This window comes from Bradyrhizobium sp. ORS 86, assembly GCF_045571475.1.
In the GTDB taxonomy this organism is placed as follows: Bacteria; Pseudomonadota; Alphaproteobacteria; order Rhizobiales; family Xanthobacteraceae; genus Bradyrhizobium.
Genome location: NZ_CP120699.1, coordinates 1,713,139 through 1,729,367, shown reverse-complemented (window position 1 = coordinate 1,729,367; position 16,229 = coordinate 1,713,139). Strand labels below are relative to the sequence as shown.

16 protein-coding genes are annotated in these 16,229 nt (G+C 65.7%); 4 read left to right on the top strand and 12 right to left on the bottom strand.

The features are described from left to right. Positions 1-166 precede the first annotated feature (166 nt). The 4 genes from P6U25_RS07965 to P6U25_RS07950 all read right to left on the bottom strand — a co-directional run bounded on the left by P6U25_RS07965 (position 167) and on the right by P6U25_RS07950 (position 3,960). Complete coding sequence (locus tag P6U25_RS07965) at positions 167-1,459, bottom strand: NAD(P)/FAD-dependent oxidoreductase (RefSeq protein ID WP_407150951.1); 1,293 nt, start codon at positions 1,457-1,459, stop codon at positions 167-169. A gap of 186 nt (positions 1,460-1,645) precedes the next feature. Beyond that, positions 1,646-2,377 carry an amino acid ABC transporter ATP-binding protein gene (locus tag P6U25_RS07960; protein WP_407150950.1) on the bottom strand — a complete coding sequence of 244 codons (732 nt, stop codon included), beginning with the start codon at positions 2,375-2,377 and terminating at the stop codon, positions 1,646-1,648. Further along, the gene (locus P6U25_RS07955) at positions 2,374-3,027 is read right to left on the bottom strand and encodes an amino acid ABC transporter permease (protein ID WP_407150949.1); all 654 of its coding nucleotides are present in this window, start codon (positions 3,025-3,027) and stop codon (positions 2,374-2,376) included. The genes P6U25_RS07960 and P6U25_RS07955 overlap by 4 nt, the downstream gene beginning before the upstream one ends. A gap of 165 nt (positions 3,028-3,192) precedes the next feature. After that, the gene (locus tag P6U25_RS07950; RefSeq protein WP_407150948.1) at positions 3,193-3,960 is read right to left on the bottom strand and encodes an ABC transporter substrate-binding protein; all 768 of its coding nucleotides are present in this window, start codon (positions 3,958-3,960) and stop codon (positions 3,193-3,195) included. Positions 3,961-4,143: 183 nt separating this feature from the next. On the opposite strand from P6U25_RS07950, the gene P6U25_RS07945 reads away from it, so the two are divergent. After that, entirely contained in the window at positions 4,144-4,782 is a 639-nt protein-coding gene (locus P6U25_RS07945) for a cupin domain-containing protein (RefSeq protein WP_407150947.1), read from the top strand. A gap of 76 nt (positions 4,783-4,858) precedes the next feature. On the opposite strand, the gene P6U25_RS07940 is transcribed toward P6U25_RS07945, so the two are convergent. From P6U25_RS07940 to P6U25_RS07930, 3 genes are read right to left on the bottom strand one after another with little or no spacing between them, the layout of a single operon-like run. Continuing rightward, the gene (locus tag P6U25_RS07940) at positions 4,859-7,126 is read right to left on the bottom strand and encodes a xanthine dehydrogenase family protein molybdopterin-binding subunit (RefSeq protein WP_407150946.1); all 2,268 of its coding nucleotides are present in this window, start codon (positions 7,124-7,126) and stop codon (positions 4,859-4,861) included. 3 nt (positions 7,127-7,129) lie between these two features. Then, on the bottom strand, positions 7,130-8,176 hold the full coding sequence (locus tag P6U25_RS07935; RefSeq protein ID WP_407150945.1) for an FAD binding domain-containing protein: 1,047 nt from the start codon (positions 8,174-8,176) through the stop codon (positions 7,130-7,132). After that, on the bottom strand, positions 8,173-8,670 hold the full coding sequence (locus tag P6U25_RS07930; RefSeq protein WP_407150944.1) for a (2Fe-2S)-binding protein: 498 nt from the start codon (positions 8,668-8,670) through the stop codon (positions 8,173-8,175). The genes P6U25_RS07935 and P6U25_RS07930 overlap by 4 nt, the downstream gene beginning before the upstream one ends. Before the next feature lie 152 nt (positions 8,671-8,822). On the opposite strand from P6U25_RS07930, the gene P6U25_RS07925 reads away from it, so the two are divergent. Further along, positions 8,823-9,461, top strand: coding sequence for a TetR/AcrR family transcriptional regulator (locus P6U25_RS07925; protein ID WP_407150943.1), 639 nt, complete (start codon positions 8,823-8,825; stop codon positions 9,459-9,461). Positions 9,462-9,526: 65 nt separating this feature from the next. On the opposite strand, the gene P6U25_RS07920 is transcribed toward P6U25_RS07925, so the two are convergent. After that, on the bottom strand, positions 9,527-10,072 hold the full coding sequence (locus P6U25_RS07920; protein WP_407150942.1) for a hypothetical protein: 546 nt from the start codon (positions 10,070-10,072) through the stop codon (positions 9,527-9,529). Between P6U25_RS07920 and P6U25_RS07915 the strand changes: the two genes are divergently transcribed. Next, a complete protein-coding gene (locus P6U25_RS07915; RefSeq protein WP_407150941.1) occupies positions 10,071-10,274 on the top strand; it encodes a hypothetical protein in 204 nt (67 codons plus the stop codon). The genes P6U25_RS07920 and P6U25_RS07915 overlap by 2 nt on opposite strands. A gap of 33 nt (positions 10,275-10,307) precedes the next feature. Here P6U25_RS07915 and P6U25_RS07910 read toward each other — a convergent pair whose 3' ends face one another. Beyond that, complete coding sequence (locus tag P6U25_RS07910) at positions 10,308-11,573, bottom strand: D-amino acid dehydrogenase (RefSeq protein ID WP_407150940.1); 1,266 nt, start codon at positions 11,571-11,573, stop codon at positions 10,308-10,310. Positions 11,574-11,679: 106 nt separating this feature from the next. Then, on the bottom strand, positions 11,680-13,008 hold the full coding sequence (locus P6U25_RS07905; protein ID WP_407150939.1) for an aspartate aminotransferase family protein: 1,329 nt from the start codon (positions 13,006-13,008) through the stop codon (positions 11,680-11,682). Positions 13,009-13,155: 147 nt separating this feature from the next. On the opposite strand from P6U25_RS07905, the gene P6U25_RS07900 reads away from it, so the two are divergent. Beyond that, on the top strand, positions 13,156-13,704 hold the full coding sequence (locus P6U25_RS07900) for a cupin domain-containing protein (protein ID WP_407150938.1): 549 nt from the start codon (positions 13,156-13,158) through the stop codon (positions 13,702-13,704). 95 nt (positions 13,705-13,799) lie between these two features. Here P6U25_RS07900 and P6U25_RS07895 read toward each other — a convergent pair whose 3' ends face one another. Together P6U25_RS07895 and P6U25_RS07890 are read right to left on the bottom strand one after the other, a co-directional pair. Continuing rightward, entirely contained in the window at positions 13,800-15,035 is a 1,236-nt protein-coding gene (locus P6U25_RS07895) for an MFS transporter (RefSeq protein WP_407150937.1), read from the bottom strand. Positions 15,036-15,144: 109 nt separating this feature from the next. Then, positions 15,145-15,591: a hypothetical protein gene (locus P6U25_RS07890; RefSeq protein WP_407150936.1), complete on the bottom strand. Its 447-nt coding sequence runs from the start codon at positions 15,589-15,591 to the stop codon at positions 15,145-15,147. Between the last annotated feature and the right edge of the window lie 638 nt (positions 15,592-16,229).

Below are 16,229 nucleotides of genomic sequence, written 5' to 3'. Positions count from 1 at the left end.
ACAACCACAGTGTCATCACCCGCACATGCGGGTGATCCAGTATTCCAGAGACGTCAGGTCTAGAGCCGGAAGGCCGCGGCGTACTGGATGCCCGCTGCGCGGGCATGACGACTGATAGGAGTCCGCATTCTCGCGGCGGGACGTGGGTTTCGACGGCACTGCTCGATCATACCCCGAGTTGGTCCCTCACCCGTCCCGTCAGCACCGCAGTGGTGACGCCCACGCGCCAGAAGGCGTGCATCGGGATCGGCTTGATGCCCGTGATCGGCATGTCGATCTCGGCCTTGCTCCCGCCGATCAGGCGGCGGGTGAGTTGCGCCCCCATCGCGGTCGAGAGCGCGACGCCACGGCCATTGCAGCCGAGCGAGATCAAAAGATTGTCGGCGGGCTCGTGCACATGCGGATAGTGATCGGCGGTGATGGCGAGGCGGCTGTTCCAGCCGTGGGTCCAGGCAACACCTTTGAGCTGCGGCCACAGCCGCTCGGCATAGCGGATCAGATAGGCGACGTCGGACGGGCTGTTGATCCAGCGCATCGGGCCGCGGCCGCCCATCAACAGGCGGTTGCGCTGGTCGATGCGATAATAGACCGTGATGTGACCGCTCTCGTAGAGCACCGGCCGCGTCGGCATGATCGCGCGGGCGACCTCGTCCGAGAGCGGCGCGGTGCAGGCGATCGACGAGAACACCGGCACGATGCTGCGGCGGAGCTCCGGCCAGAGGTCGTCGGTGAAGCCGTTGGTCGCGAGCAGCACCTTATCGGCGTAGACGACCGCCCGCGGCGTCTCGATCCGCCAGCGGCCGCCGTCGCGGCCGAGCCGCAGCGCCGGCGTCTCGCCATGGACGGCCGCGCCCGCGCTAATCGCGGCACGCGCCAATCCGCGCGCGTAACTCAGCGGATGCAGATCGCCGCCACGCGCATCCAGCATCGCGCAGAGGTAGCGGCCGCTGCCGGTCATCTCGCGCACCTCGGCGGCGTTGAACAACTTCACCGGCATGCCGCGTGCGATGCATTGCTTCGCAGTCGCCGCGATCGCAGCAGCACTGGCCTGGTTGTAGGCGGCGCGCAGCGTGCCGTTCTGCCGCGCCTCGCAGGGGATCTGGTAGCGGCGGATCAGCTCGTGCGTGAAGTTGGTGGTGCCGTAGGAAAATTCGATCATGCGGCGGCCGAGATCGGGGCCGAAATCAGCTTCGATCTGGTCGGGGTCGTGCTTCAGCCCGGGATTGGTTTGCCCGCCATTGTTACCGGATGCGCCCCAGCCCGGCTCTTGCGCTTCCAGCACGGTGGCGAAGACGCCCTGCTCGGCAAGATGCAGCGCAGTGGAGAGCCCGGTGAAACCGCCGCCGATGATCGCTACCGGTACGGTCGTATCCACGGTGAGCGGCGGCGTTGGCGTCGCCTCGACAGCGGTGTCGGCGTAGAGGCTCGGCGGCAGCGGCAGGCGGGTGGGGAGGGTCATGTTGCAAGCTCTCGTTTCACCTCTCCCGTAGGGAGAGGTCGACGCGCAGCGTCGGGTGAGGGGTTCAGGTCCCACGAGAGAGCGCAACCCCTCACCCGGATCGCATCTTGCGATGCAATCCGACCTCTCCCACAACGGGAGAGGTGAACCTTTGATGCCTTACGATCCAACGTCACAATAGATCCCTCACAACGGGTGCAACACGCGACGCAGGAAATCCTGCGTACGCGGGTGTTGCGGCTGGTTGAGGACCGACTTCGCCGCACCCTGCTCGACGATGACGCCGCCGTCGATGAATAGCACGCGGTCGGCGACGTCGCGGGCGAAGCCCATCTCATGGGTGACGACGACCATGGTCATGCCGTCGTCGGCGAGCTTGCGCATCACCGAGAGCACCTCGCCGACCAGTTCAGGATCCAGCGCCGACGTCGGCTCGTCGAACAGGATCGCCTTGGGCTGCATCGCCAGCGCGCGGGCGATGGCGACGCGCTGCTGCTGGCCGCCTGAGAGCTGCGGCGGATGCACGTCGGCCTTCTCGGCGAGCCCGACCTGCGCCAGCAACGCGCGGCCGCGCGCGATCGCCTGCTCACGCGGCTCCTTCCTCACATAGAGCGGACCCTCGATGACGTTCTCCAGCGCGGTGCGATGCGGGAACAGGTTGAAGCGCTGGAACACCATCGAGACCTGCGTGCGGATCGCCACGATCGAAGGCGAGTCGCGATGCACCCGCGCACCCTCGACGCTGATCTCGCCGCGGTCATAGCTCTCGAGCCCGTTAATGCAGCGCAGGATGGTCGACTTGCCGGAGCCGGAGGGACCGATGATGCAGACCACCTCGCTTTTCGCGACCGACGCCGAGATGCCCTTCAGCACCTCGACCTTGCCAAAGCTCTTGTGAACGTCCTTCAGCTCGATCATTTGCGGTTCGCCTTGGTCTCGAAATGCCGAACCAACAGGATTAGCGGAATGCTCATGGTCAGATACATCAGCGCAACAAGCGTGAACACGCTGGTGTTCTTGAAGGTGGAGGAGGCGATCAGCTTGCCCTGCAGCGCGAGCTCGGCGACCGTGATGGTCGAGGCCTGCGAGGAATCCTTCAGCATCATGATCATGATGTTGCCGTAGGGCGGCAGCACGATCCTGATCGCCTGCGGCAGCACCACGCGGCGCATGGTGAGCCACCAGCCCATGCCGATGGTCTGCGCCGCCTCGATCTGCCCCTTGTCGATCGCCTCGATGCCGGCGCGGAAGTTTTCGGCCTGGTAGGCCGAATAGGCGATGCCGAGCCCGAGGATCGCCGCCTGCAACGCGGTGAGCGCGATGCCGAAATCGGGCATCACGAAATAGAGGTAGAACAGCAGCACGATGATCGGGATGCCGCGGATCACATTGATCAGCGAGGCGCTGAGACCGACGAAAAAGCCGATGCCGGACACCCGCATCAGCGCCCATACCAGCCCAAGCACGGTCGACAGCGCCAGCGAGCCGACGGTGACGACCACCGTCAGCCAGACCCCCTGCAATAGGATCGGCACGAACTCGACGGCGTCACTGAAGAATTTCTGCATCGGCTAAGTGTATCTAAGTCCGTCACGCGCTCGAGTATTGCTACCGTCATCCTGCGGAGCGGCGCCTTCGCCGCGTCTCGAAGGATGCAGGGCCCGGCTAGTGGCCGTCGACCCTTCGAGACGCACGCGAGGTGCGTGCTCCTCAGGGTGACGAGTCACCCGCTCTCACGAAGCACTGCCCTTCTGGCCCCACTTCTCGAGAATCTTTGCGATGCTGCCGTTGGCTTTCAGCTTGGCGAGCGAGGCATTGATCTTCTTGAGCAGCTCGGTATCGCTCTTGCGCACGCCGATCGCGACCGTGCCGACGGTGGCGGGCTTGTAGCCATCGACCAGGCGCACGTCGGCGAAATTGCCCTGCTGCAGATTGTAGGCGAGGATCGGATAGTCGGCGAAGCCGGCCTTGAGACGGCCTGCATTCACGTCACGCAGGATATCGGGAATGTTGTCGTAGACCTTCACCTCGCTGAACAGCCCGGTCTTCTTCAGCGCATCCACGAAGGCGGTTCCGACCTGGGCGCCGACCACCGTGCCCTTCAGATCCTCCTGCGAGGTGTAGGCCTTGGTGTCTGTCTTCGGCACCACCAGGCCCTCGCCATAGGTGTAGACGGCGTCGGAGAAGTCGATCACCTCCTTGCGCGCCGCGGTCGCGAACATCGCGGCGGCGATGATGTCGATCTTGTTCGAGGTCAGCGAGGGGATCAGCGCCGAGAACTGCATCGGCTCGATCTGCACGGAAAAGCCGGCATCCTTGCCGATCTCGGTGGCGAGATCGACCATGATGCCCTGGATCGAGTTGGTCTTGGTGTCGAGGAAGGTGAAGGGGATCCCGGTCGGCGTGGAGCCGACCTTCAGGACCTGCTGCGCCTGAGACGGTGCGCTCAAGGCAAGCGCAAGCGCCGCGATCGCGGCCTGGACGAGACGCTGAAAGGACATCGCAACACCTCCCGAAGCTGACACCGGCGCCGCGTCGCCCGTTTGTTTTCGAGCTTGTTGTTGCGGGCGACGCCGTTCCGGCCTATTTTCACCAATATGAAATTGTGGTCACGAAACCGCGGCCAATGCAAGCGATTTTCATGCACATGAAGGAAGCGGCCTGACGTGAGCGGCGGCAAGCGAATGCGCAAGGCAGCGGCAGGCGAGCCTGCGACGGCGCGCCGCGCGGCAAGGAAGCCGGCCGAGCCGCCGGTCGACCTCGCGGTCGGACGTCGCATCCGCGACCTGCGTCGCGCCCGGCAGATGTCACTGGAGACGGTCGCCGCGCGCGCGAAGCTGTCGATCGGCTTCATCAGCCAGATCGAGCGCGGCCTGTCGTCACCCTCGCTGCGCGTGCTGGCGACGCTCGCCGACGTGCTCGGCGTCGGCATCGCCGCGCTGTTCGGTACGACGCCGAATGACGACGCGGCGGCAAATGGCGTGGTCACGCGCGAGGCGCAGCGCGCCGAGCTAAAGCTGTGGCGCAGCGGTGTCTCGAAACAATTGCTGAGCCCGGCCGGCAGCGAGAGCCGGCTCAATCTGTTCCTGGTGCATCTTGCCCCCGGCGGCAGCACCGGCGACGAGCTCTACACCCATGACGGCGAGGAAGCCGGGCTCGTGCTGGAAGGCGAGATGACGCTGACCGTGGACGCCGAGACCTGGACGCTGAGAGAGGGCGACAGCTTCCGCTTCGCCAGCCGGAGACCGCATCGCTTCTCCAATCCGGATGCCGATGCGAAGGCCGTGGTGCTGTGGGTGAATTGCGTGACGGCGGCGGGGTAAGTCGCGTCTATCCATCGTCGTCCCGGCGAAGGCCAGGACGACGACGATAATTAATCCTTCGTCGTGCCGAACGACATCAACCCAACCCCATCACCACCTCCTCGATCCTGATCGGGAAGCGGCGGACGCGGATGCCGGTGGCGTGCCAGACGGCGTTGGCGACAGCGCCGGCGCTTCCGGTGATGCCGATCTCGCCGACGCCCTTGATGCCGAGCGCATTCACATGCGGATCATGCTCGTCGACCGTAATCACATCCATCGGCGGCACGTCGGCATTCACCGGCACATGATATTCGGCAAGGTTGGCATTCAGGATGCGGCCTGACCTGCGGTCCATCACCGCCTCCTCATGCAGCGCGAAGGAGAGGCCCCAGATCATGCCGCCATAGAGCTGGCTTTGGACCAGGCGCGGATTGATGATGCGGCCGGCGGCGAAGGCGCCGACCAGCCGTGTCGCGCGAATCTGGCCAAGCTCCGGATCGACCTTCACCTCGGCGAACACGGCGCCATGCGCATGCATCGCATATTGCGATTGCGCCGCCGGATCGGCCACGCCGGTGCCGCTGGCCTCGATCTCGGCGAGGCCGGCACGGACGAGGATGTCGGCATAGCTCTCGCTGCGATCATCGTCGTCGCGGCGATGCAGCCGCCCAGCCCGCGCGACCACGCCGGCATTGCCGGCGCCGAACAGCGGCGAGCGCTCATCCGACATGGCAAGCGTAGCGAGCTTTGCGATCACCGCCGCGCCGGCATTGTGGATCGCAGCTCCGACGGTTGCGGTATGCGCCGAGCCACCAGCGATGCCGGCATCAGGCAGATCCGACGAGCCGGAGCGGAACTCGATCTGCGCGAGATCGAGGCCGAGCGCGTCAGCCGAAATCTGGGTCATCGCGGTCCAGGCGCCCTGCCCCATGTCATGCGCGCCGCTCTCCATCACGCCGCGCCCGTCGGCGCGGATCACCGCGCGGGCGTTGCCCTGGAACATCAGCGCCGGGAAGGTCGCCGTGCCCATGCCCCAGCCGACCAGGAAGCCGTTCTCGTCGCGCATCTGCCGCGGCTGCAAGGGGCGTCGCGCCCAGCCGAAGCGTTCGGCGCCGCGGGCGTAGCACTGCCGCAGCGCCTTCGACGAAAACGGCTTCCCGGTGGTCGGCTCGACCTCGGCATAATTCTTCAGCCGGAAGTCCAGCGGATCGATGCCGCAGGCGAACGCCGCCTCGTCGATCGCGCTCTCCAGCGCGATCGATCCAGTCGCCTCACCCGGCGCGCGCATGAACAGCGGCGTGCCAGTATCGACGCGCACCGCGTCATGTGCGGTGCGGATCGCAGGACTTGCATAGAGCGTGTGCGAGGCATCGGCGGCAGGCTCGTAGAAGTCGTCGAAGCTCGACGTGGTGATCCGCGCGTGATGATCGAGCGCGGTCAGCCTGCCGGCATCGTCGGCGCCGATGCGGATGCGTTGCCGGGTCGCCGAACGATGCCCGACCGGGCCATACATCTGGCTGCGGCGCAGCACCAGCTTGACCGGACGTCCCACTAGCCTTGCGGCCATGATGCCAAGCACCTGCGGCCCCGACACCAGGCCCTTGGAGCCGAAGCCGCCGCCGAGATAGGGGCTCGTGATGTGGATGTTGGCCGGCGGAATGCCGAACAGCCCACCGATGCGGAGCTGCGCCATCGCCATGCCCTGGCTCGGCGTGTCGATGAACAGCTTGTCACCGTCCCACACCGCGACGATGCCGTGCGGCTCCATCGCGTTGTGATACTGCGCCGGCGTCTCATAGGTGGCGTCGATCAGCTTCGACGCAGCGGCAAAACCCGCATCGATATCGCCGTGACGGACTTCGGCAGGATTGCCGATCCCGACCGCCGGCGGCACGTAGGGCTCGCCGGCGTCGAGGCCGACGCGGGCGATCTCGACCTGGAAGCGCGGCGACAGCAGTGCCGCGCCCTCGGTGGCCGCCTCCAGGGTTTCCGCGATCACCACCGCGATCGCCTGGTTGGCGTAGCGCACCTCGTCGCTTTGCAACAGCTCCATGCGGAAGGTGAACGGATTGCCCTTGGCGTCGGGATCCTCGGCAAGCGCGGGTTTGTGCGAAGGCGTCATCACGTCGACCACGCCGGGATGACGCTTGGCGGCGGCGACATCGAGCGATTTGACGCGGCCGCGCGCGATGCAACTCGTCGCGATCACGGCATAGAGCATGCCGGGCGGATGATTGTCCGCGGCGTAGCGCGCCTTGCCGGTCACCTTCAGCACGCCGTCGGTGCGGGTCAGCGGTCGGCCGATGTTCGAGCCATGCCTGAGATGGGCGGGATCGCGGGTGAGATTGAGTTCAACCGTCATGCTTTACGCTCCTGCAACGGATGAGAAGGGAGAGCCTGGCAGCGCGGGAATGCGCGCCGGCGTGCCTGCGGCGGCAAGGGAAAGCGCGCGCATGATGATGCGCTGCGCGAGCTCGATCTTGAAGGCGTTGTCGCCGGACGGCGTGGCATCCGCGAGCGCGGCACGCGCCGCCTCGCGATAGAGCGCGGCATCGGGTGCGCGCCCCGCGAGCACCTGCTCGGCCTCGCGCGACCGCCACGGTTTGGCCGCGACACCGCCGAGCGCAAGCCGCGCCTCGCGGATTGCGCCGTCCTCGATGCGCAGGGCGGCCGCGGCCGACACCACCGCGAAGGCATAGGACGTGCGCTCGCGCACCTTGATGTAGCGCGCATGCGCGGCGAAATCCTTCGCCTCGGCCGGCAGGCGCAGCGCGACGATGAGATCGCCCGGCTCCAGCGCGGTCTCGCGTTCCGGCGTCTCGCCGGGCAGGTGATGAAGCGATTCAAGCGGCAGCTCGCGCCGGCCGCCGGCGCCCTCGATCTCGACGACGACATCGAGCGCAACCAGCGGCACGCAGAAGTCGGACGGATGGGTGGCGATGCAGCCTTCGCTCCAGCCGAGCACGGCGTGCAGGCGGTTCTCGCCGTGTCGCGCGTCGCAGCCGGCCCCGGGCCAGCGCCGATTGCACGCGCTGGCCGCGTCGTAGAAATAGGCGCAGCGCGTCCGCTGCATCAGATTGCCGCCGACGGTCGCGGCGTTGCGCAGTTGCGCCGACGCGCCCGATAGCAATGCCTCGGCGACCGCGGGATAGCTGCGCGAGAATTCGGTGTCATGCGCGAGATCGGCATTGCGCACCAGCGCGCCGATGCGCAAGGCGCCATCGGCCAGACGTTCGATGCGGTCGAGCCCGGGAAGGCGCGTGACATCGACCAGCCGGCTCGGCCGGCTGACGCCGCCCTTCATCAGGTCGAGCAGATTGGTGCCGGAGGCGAGATAGCTCGCGCCCTTTTCGGATGCCGCCGCGATCGCCTCCGCGACGCTGGCCGGCCTGACATAGTCGAAGTTCATCATGCGGAGCGCCTCCGGTTGGCAGCATTGATTTCGGCCGTCGCCTCGAGCACGGCCTCGGTGATCCCGGCATAGGCGCCGCAACGGCAGAGATTGCCGCTCATGCATTCGCGCACGCGCTCCGGATCGTCGCCGGCCTGGCCTTCCTGGATCAGGCCGATCCCGCTCATGATCTGGCCCGGCGTGCAGAAGCCGCACTGGAAGCCGTCATGCGCGATGAAGGCGGCCTGCACCGGATGCAGCTTGTCGCCCTGCGCGACGCCCTCGATGGTGGTGATTTCGGCACCGTCATGGCTGACGGCGAGCGCGAGGCAGGAGTTGATGCGGCGGCCGTCGACTAGGATGGTGCACGCGCCGCACTGGCCGCGGTCGCATCCCTTCTTCGTTCCGGTGAGGTCGAGGCGCTCGCGCAGGAGATCGAGCAGGGTGACGCGGGGGTCGTCGAGCACAATGTCTCGGCGGACCCCGTTGATGGTGAGACTGAGAGGAAGATTCATGCAGGGCTCCGATCCGTGTATGGTCGGGTTGAAGCGAGGCAACGCAGTCCCGTGGCTGCCGACCGATGGTCGGCGCGCCTTGTCAGGCCGGATGCTGGTCGCCATATACGGAGGCAACCTCCGTTTACAAGGGAGGGTGAAAAGAAAAAGGAATGGCCGATCATTCAACAGAAATTGTTCGCAAGCCCCGCGCCGATGCCGTGCGCAACCGCGAGCGTGTGCTGGAAGCGGCCAAGGCGGTGTTCTCGGCCGGCGGCAGCGAGGCGAGCCTCGAAGCTGTCGCGCGGCATGCGGGCGTCGGCATCGGCACGCTCTATCGCCACTTCCCGACTCGCGAGGCGCTGTATGAAGCCGTCTATCGCCGCGAGGTCGAGCAGCTCGGCGATCTCGCCGAGCAACTGGTGAACGCGCCTGATCCGGTCGAAGCGCTGCGGCGCTGGCTGCGCGCCAATGTCGAATTCGTCGCAACCAAGAAGGGCATGGTGGCGGCGCTGGCGCTGGTCGCGCATGGCTCGACCGAACTCCACGCCTATTCCTTCGATCGCCTGACCAAGGCGATCGGCACCCTGCTCGCGCGCGCGGTCGCAGCCGGCGAGATCCGCGCCGACATCAGCGCCGAGGATGTGCTGCGCGCCCTCATCGGCATGTGCTACATGCACGACCAGGCCGGCTGGCAGACCACTGCGCTACGGCTGCTGGACGTGTTCGTTGACGGCTTGCGCGTGCGGCCGGCAAGTGCGGCGACAGCAAAGCCTGCCGAGACGAAGGCGCGGCGCAAGCCCGCGCGCTAGCCTGCGCTGCGGCACACTCCGAACGCCCAAAAGAAAAGCCCCGCTCGATGCGGGGCTCTTCGCATTCACTGCGGATTTTTCGGTGATGTCGTGTTGTTCCCCGGCAGGTTCGACGTCCCGCTCCCTGTCGCGGAGTTGTTGCTCGGACTGGTCGAACCGCCTGGCGTCGATGTGTTCGGGTTGTTGTTCATATTGTTGCCGGTGGTGCTGCCCGGCGGATGAGCCATGCCTGACGAGCCGGTTCCCATGCCGGTCGTGCCGCCCATGCCCGACGAGCCCGTGCCGGTGCCTGTACCTGAACCTGTACCGCTCATCCCGGTGCTCCCGCTCGAGCCACCAGCAGCTCCGCCGCCTGCACCGCCACCCGCGCCGCCGGCCTGCGCGAAAGCGAGCGAAGACGATAACGCCATGGCTGCGGCCAAACCGATCGTTGCCAGTTTCTTCATGTAACGTCCTTTCCTGGTTTCGATCGGACCAAACGTGTCCCGCGCAGGCGCGTTCCAAAGGTGTGACAGGCGTTTGCCACTGAGCAGCGTCCTGCATGGCGCAAGGAACCTGCGGCCGCCTCTCCTGTTCAACCCGGCGAGAAGACTGAGGAGAACCAACGCCATGAAGACGCTTCTGATGCAGCACGAACTCACCACCGAGCTCGAAAGGCGATCCGGCGTCACAGGACTGAAGCTGATCCGCCTCAAGGGCTACGACCCGAGTTGGGACCTTGGAGGCACGCGCGAGACCCCGCTGGACGAGGTGAAGGAGAAACAGCTACGTGAGGAAGTCACGCGGATGCAGGGCGAGTTCGACATCGCCTAGCGCAGACCATCATGGGCGCGCCGGACCCACGCCTTACCCGAAACGATGATCGTAGCGCGTGATCGACAGCTCCTTGGTGTCGATCTCGGGCGTCTTGCCCGAGAGCATATCCGCCAGCAACCTGCCCGAGCCGCAGGCCATGGTCCAGCCAAGCGTGCCGTGGCCGGTGTTGAGATGCAGATTGGCGTAGCGCGTCGCGCCGATCACCGGCGGGCCGTCCGGCGTCATCGGCCGCAGGCCGCACCAGAACGTCGCCCTGGAAAGATCGCCGCCGCGCGGAAACAGGTCCGTCAATGAATGATCGAGCGTCGCGCGCCGCGCGGCATAGAGCTTGGTGGAATAGCCCGAGATCTCCGCGGTGCCGCCGACGCGGATGCGGTCGCCGAGCCGCGTGATCGCGACCTTGTAGCTCTCGTCCATTACGGTCGATTCCGGGGCGCCGGCCGCATCCTTGATCGGCACGGTGATCGAATAGCCCTTCACCGGATAGACCGGCAGCGAGATGCCGAGCGGCCGCACCAGATGCGGCGAATAGCTGCCAAGCGCGACGATGTAGGCATCGGCCTGCATCACGCCGGCACTGGTCGCTACTCCCGTGATCCGCGTCGCATCCGCGTTCAGCCCGTCGATGCCGACGTTGAAATTGAAGCGCACGCCGAGCTTCTCGGCCTCCAGCGCCAGCGCCTGCGTGAACATATGGCAATCGCCGGTCTCGTCGTGCGGCAATCGCAGCCCGCCCGCGAACTTCTGCTTGACCTGCGCCAGCGCCGGCTCGGCGGCGATGCAGCCCTCGCGGTCGAGTACCTCGAAGGGCACGCCATATTGCTTGAGCACAGCGATGTCCTCGCTGGTGCCATCGAGCTGAGCCTGGTAGCGGAACAGCTGCAGCGTGCCGCGCGCGCGCTCGTCGTAGCGGATGCCGATCTCGTCGCGCAGGCCGCGCAGGCAATCGCGGCTGTATTCCGCGATTGGAATCATCCGGCTCTTGTTCACCGCGTAGCGCGCGCTGGTGCAGTTGCGCAGCATCTTGAGCAGCCACAGCCACATCACCGGATCGGGCTTCGGGCGGATCACCAGCGGGCCGTGCTTCATCAACAGCCACTTCACCGCCTTCACCGGCACGCCCGGGCCGGCCCAAGGCGAGGAATAGCCGGGCGACACCTCGCCGGCATTGGCGAACGAGGTTTCGAGCGCGGGCTTGGGCTGACGGTCGATCACCGTCACCTCGTGGCCGGCACGGGCGAGATAATAGGCCGAGGTGACGCCGATCACGCCACTACCGAGAACAAGGACCTTCACTATTCCTCACATCCTGCAGCGAAAATGCATTCGCCGCTGCGAAACCAATCTGCTTCGCAACGGCGACAGCATTTTGTAGGGCTAGCGACTATCGAGCTAGCAATTATCAGGCCGCGCGCTTGATGGCGTCGCCGAGGATCGAGACCATGTCGTCGATGTGCTTCTTCTCGACGATCAAGGGCGGCGACATCGCCATGGAATCGCCGCCAAGGCGCAGATAGAGGCCGGAGTTGAAGCAATCGACCATGATGTCGTAGCCGCGCGTGCCGACGGCATCCTTGCGCGGCGCGACTTCGACCGCGCCCATCAGGCCGACATTGCGGATGTCGATGACATTCGGCAGGCCCTTCAGCGAATGCAAGGCATCGCGCCAGTAATCGGCGAGCGATGCGCCGCGGGTCAGCAGACCCTCGTCTTTGTAGATGTCGAGCGTGGCAAGGCCGGCGGCGCAGGCCACCGGATGGGCCGAATAAGTGTAGCCGTGGAACAGCTCGATCGTGCCCTCCGGGCCGTTCATCAGCCCGTCATAGATCTTGCGGTCGGCGAACACGGCGCCGCAGGGCACGGCACCGTTGGTGATGCCCTTGGCGGTCGTCATCAGGTCGGGCGTGACGCCGAAGAAGTTGGCGGCGAACGGCGTGCCCAGACGGCCAAAGCCGGTGATGACCTCGTCGAAGATCAGGAGGATGCCGTGCTTGGTGCAGAGCTCGCGCAGCCGCTGCAGGTAACCCTTCGGCGGCGGCAGCACCGCGGTCGAGCCCGGTACCGGCTCGACGATCACGGCCGCGATGGTGTCGGCGCCATGCAGGGCGACCATTCGCTCGACGTCATCGGCGAGCTCGGCGCCGTGCTCCGGCAGGTCCTTGGCGAAGGCGTTGCGGGCGAGATCATGGGTGTGGCGGATATGGTCCACGCCGGGCAGATGGGTCGCAAAGGCGCGGCGGTTGGCGACCATGCCGCCGACCGACATGCCGCCGAAGCCGACGCCGTGATAGCCGCGCTCGCGGCCGATCAGCCGGGTGCGGGTCGGCTGGCCGGTCGCACGATGATAGGCGAGCGCGATCTTCAGTGCGGTGTCGACCGATTCAGAGCCCGAATTGGTGAAGAAGACGCGGTCCAACCCCTTCGGCGCGATCTCGGCGAGCCGCTCGGCGAAATCAAACGCCAGCGGGTGGCCCATGTTGAAGGAGGGCGCGAAATCCAGCGTGGCGAGCTGCCGCTCGACGGCGGCCGCAATCTGCGGACGGCCATGGCCGGCGTTGACGCACCAGAGGCCGGCGGAGCCGTCGATCACCTGTCGCCCGTCGACGGAGGTGTAGTACATGCCCTGGGCGGAGGAGAACAGCCGCGGCGTCTTTTTGAACTGCCGGTTGGCCGTGAACGGCATCCAGAACGAATCGGTCTTGATGGTGTTCGGAATCTGATGAACGGTCACAGCGGCACTCCATGGCTGGTTTTGCTTAGTCGGACCACGCTTCGCGTCACTCAACAAGTCCTTTTCTGCCGCACCGCAAGCCATTGATCTGATTGGGGCGATCTGCGAGGATTTGTTCGATCCGCAACACCTGCAACAGGACTTGCCATGAGCGTCGATATCGGCGGACGGCTGCGATTCATCCGCGCACGGCACAAGCTGTCGCAGCGGGAACTAGCCAAGCGGTCCGGCGTCACCAATTCGACGATCTCGCTGATCGAATCCAATCAGATGAACCCCTCGGTCGGCGCGCTGAAGCGTATCCTCGACGGCATCCCGATGGGGCTTGCGGAGTTCTTCGCGATCGAGCCGGAGCGCCCGCGCAAGGCATTTTACCGCGCCGAGGAGCTGACCGAGATCGGCAAGAAGCCGATCTCCTACCGCCAGGTCGGCGACAATCTGTTCGGCCGTGCCTTGCAGATCCTGAAAGAACGTTACGAGCCCGGCAGCGATACCGGCCGGGTGCCGCTGTCCCATGAGGGCGAGGAAGGCGGCATCGTGGTGAGCGGACGGCTCGAGGTCACGGTCGACGACGAGCGGCGGGTGCTGAATGCCGGCGACGCCTATTATTTCGAGAGCCGCCGCCCGCATCGCTTCCGCTGCATCGGCGCCAAGCCCTGCGAGGTGATCTCGGCCTGCACGCCGCCGTCATTTTGAACCCGGCGCCCGCAAGTCTTGCGTGTGCTTCTGCCTCGCCGTCACGGATCAAATGCGGGACAAGCTTCGCATGAAAACGCGCGACGGATCATGCTCTATGCCAGCGCCAGCCGCTGCCGCGCGCGCAGCAGCAACAGCACCATGATGGTGACGTTGAGCAGATTCCAGGCGAGGCCATTGGCAAAGGCCGCGGCGTAGGAGCCGGTGGCGTCGAAGATCACACCCGAGATCCAGCCGCCCAAGGACATGCCGAACACCGAAGCGAAGATCACGATGCCAATGCGAGTCGCCGCTTCCGCCGCCGGCATCGCCTCGCGCACGATGATCGCATAGCTCGGCACGATGCCGCCCTGGAACAGGCCGAACATCGCGGAGATGATGTAGAGCGAGGTCAGGCTGTCGAAGAATAGATAGAACAACAGCGCCGACCCTTGCGCGACCGAGCCGATCAGGAGTGTACGGATGCCTCCGATCTTGTCGGCGAGGAAGCCGGAGCCGATCCGGCTGATGATGCCGAAGCCGAGCATCAGCGACAGCATCTCGGCGCCGCGCGCCACACCGTAGCCGAGATCGCCGCAGTAGGCGACGATGTGGACTTGCGGCATCGACATCGCGACGCAACAAGCGATCGAGGCCACCGACAGGATCGCGGTCAGGGCATTGGTGGAGAGCTTCAGGTCGACCCGCGGCGGCGGCGCGTTGACATGGCTGCGCTGGGTCGCCGCCCCCATCAACAGGCGCAGCGCGACGAGCGAGACCGCCATGGCGATCGCGGTGAAGATGCCGATCGCGATGTGGGTGGTCCGCCAGCCGAACGTCTGGAGTCCGAAATTCACCGCCGGCGGCCACAGCGTGCCGCCGATGTAGTTGCCGCTCGCCGCGATGGCGACCGCGAGCCCACGATAGCGGTCGAACCAGTGCGAGGCCTCGGCCATCAGCGGACCGAAGGTCGCGGCCGAAGACAGCCCGATGGCGAAATGCAGCAGAATGAACGCCAAGACCGACGGTGCGTAGCCGGCTCCGATATAGCCAAGGCCGAGGATGCCGATCCCGACGCCGATCGCGGCGACGATGCCATAGCGATCGCTGATCCTGCCGGTCACCACCTGGCCGAGGCCGAAGCCAAGCATCACCATGGTGAAGGCGAGCGATGCGGTCCCGCGCGTTGCGCCGAAATCGGACTGCACCACCGGCAGTGCCACCACGACCGACCACATGCCGACGCTGCCGAGCGAACCGATGACTACGGCGACGGCAAGCCTCAGCCATGCCCGGCGCGAGTCGGGAACGAACGTTGCAGGTTCGGAAGAAAATTGAGAATAAATTGCCACGGCAGCCGGAACTTCGTCGGCATTTGCCACAAGGTCAAGCCGCAATGCCGAGAGATTAGGCATGCGCGAACAACGGGACGCGCGCCCCGCGACGGGAATGCGAGCCGGATCAATTGCCGAAATTCGGATCCTGCGACTGGAACGGGCCGCACTTCGCGTGTGTCGCGAACCGCTGGTCGAAGTCGACGGTGCCGCCGGTGACGGGAATGCGGGTCGGCGGCAGGCCCCGGGGGTACTGATCGACGGTCACGGACTTCTCGTCGCGGCTCAAGGTGACGCGAACCGGTTCAAGCGACTTGCCCTTGTTTACATCAGTCAGATCGAGTGCGTAGTAGCCGATCACGGATTGTCCGCCTCGCATGTGGTGGTCGACCGATTGCGGCAGGTAGAGCTCCATCCGGACACCCTCGCCCTCGCAAGCCATCATGCGGATCATCGCGGCTTCGAAGCCCGGGGGTTTTGCGGCGGCGGCCGTCGTGACGCCAAGGGTGATGGCCGCGACAAGGCCAATCGTTGCGCGGCCGTGCCTGCCGGTCGCGGCAATAGTGCGGAGCATTTGGCCTGACATTTTGCAACCTGTTCGATGGACGGTGACCTCGCACTTCGTCGGGCGCAGCGATCGGCAGGTTCAATCCCTGCCGCAGCGGGCCGTTCGGGAATATCGCTCGCTGGATGGTGATCATGCTGGCCAGGAAGGCTGATACGAAGGCTGTTACAATGTGTGTCGGTTCACACAGGCGGTTTGCCATTCCCGTTACTATGGCGGCGCGTGCCCCGGGACACTCGTTGCACGCCCGTCCAAACTGAACCGGAAGGAGTTGCCTGCGTGCCGGCACCATGCCGGACGCCTTGGAAGACAACGATCAACCCTGCATCGTCGGAGGGTCACCATGCATTTGTCGTCAGCGGAATGGCTACCCGTCTCAACCGCGCCCACGGACCGGGACCTCGAGGTCTGCGTCCTCGACTATGATGGGATTGTCCACGCGCTCGTATTCCCTTGTCACAGACAGGGCGCCGAATGGGTCGACGACGCCAACAGGACGCACCTCGACATCCAGCCAACGCATTGGCGCAACTGGATGCATTCGGCGAATTAGACGACAGGGCGCACCGGTCTCGAAGCGCTGCCTCGCACCGACCTGCAAAAATCGGCTGGAGTTATCGCGTGGGTTCGGGATGAGCCCGAGGCTC

Excerpts from the sequence above, each read along its gene's own strand:
- P6U25_RS07890 (WP_407150936.1), bottom strand. The coding sequence starts at position 15,591 with ATGCTCCGCACTATTGCCGCGACCGGCAGGCACGGCCGCGCAACGATT.
- P6U25_RS07945 (WP_407150947.1), top strand. The coding sequence starts at position 4,144 with ATGCGCAAGGCAGCGGCAGGCGAGCCTGCGACGGCGCGCCGCGCGGCA.
- P6U25_RS07955 (WP_407150949.1), bottom strand. The coding sequence starts at position 3,027 with ATGCAGAAATTCTTCAGTGACGCCGTCGAGTTCGTGCCGATCCTATTG.
- P6U25_RS07960 (WP_407150950.1), bottom strand. The coding sequence starts at position 2,377 with ATGATCGAGCTGAAGGACGTTCACAAGAGCTTTGGCAAGGTCGAGGTG.
- P6U25_RS07935 (WP_407150945.1), bottom strand. The coding sequence starts at position 8,176 with ATGATGAACTTCGACTATGTCAGGCCGGCCAGCGTCGCGGAGGCGATC.
- P6U25_RS07920 (WP_407150942.1), bottom strand. The coding sequence starts at position 10,072 with ATGGCGTTGGTTCTCCTCAGTCTTCTCGCCGGGTTGAACAGGAGAGGC.
- P6U25_RS07950 (WP_407150948.1), bottom strand. The coding sequence starts at position 3,960 with ATGTCCTTTCAGCGTCTCGTCCAGGCCGCGATCGCGGCGCTTGCGCTT.
- P6U25_RS07915 (WP_407150941.1), top strand. The coding sequence starts at position 10,071 with ATGAAGACGCTTCTGATGCAGCACGAACTCACCACCGAGCTCGAAAGG.
- P6U25_RS07925 (WP_407150943.1), top strand. The coding sequence starts at position 8,823 with ATGGCCGATCATTCAACAGAAATTGTTCGCAAGCCCCGCGCCGATGCC.
- P6U25_RS07965 (WP_407150951.1), bottom strand. The coding sequence starts at position 1,459 with ATGACCCTCCCCACCCGCCTGCCGCTGCCGCCGAGCCTCTACGCCGAC.
- P6U25_RS07940 (WP_407150946.1), bottom strand. The coding sequence starts at position 7,126 with ATGACGGTTGAACTCAATCTCACCCGCGATCCCGCCCATCTCAGGCAT.
- P6U25_RS07900 (WP_407150938.1), top strand. The coding sequence starts at position 13,156 with ATGAGCGTCGATATCGGCGGACGGCTGCGATTCATCCGCGCACGGCAC.
- P6U25_RS07930 (WP_407150944.1), bottom strand. The coding sequence starts at position 8,670 with ATGAATCTTCCTCTCAGTCTCACCATCAACGGGGTCCGCCGAGACATT.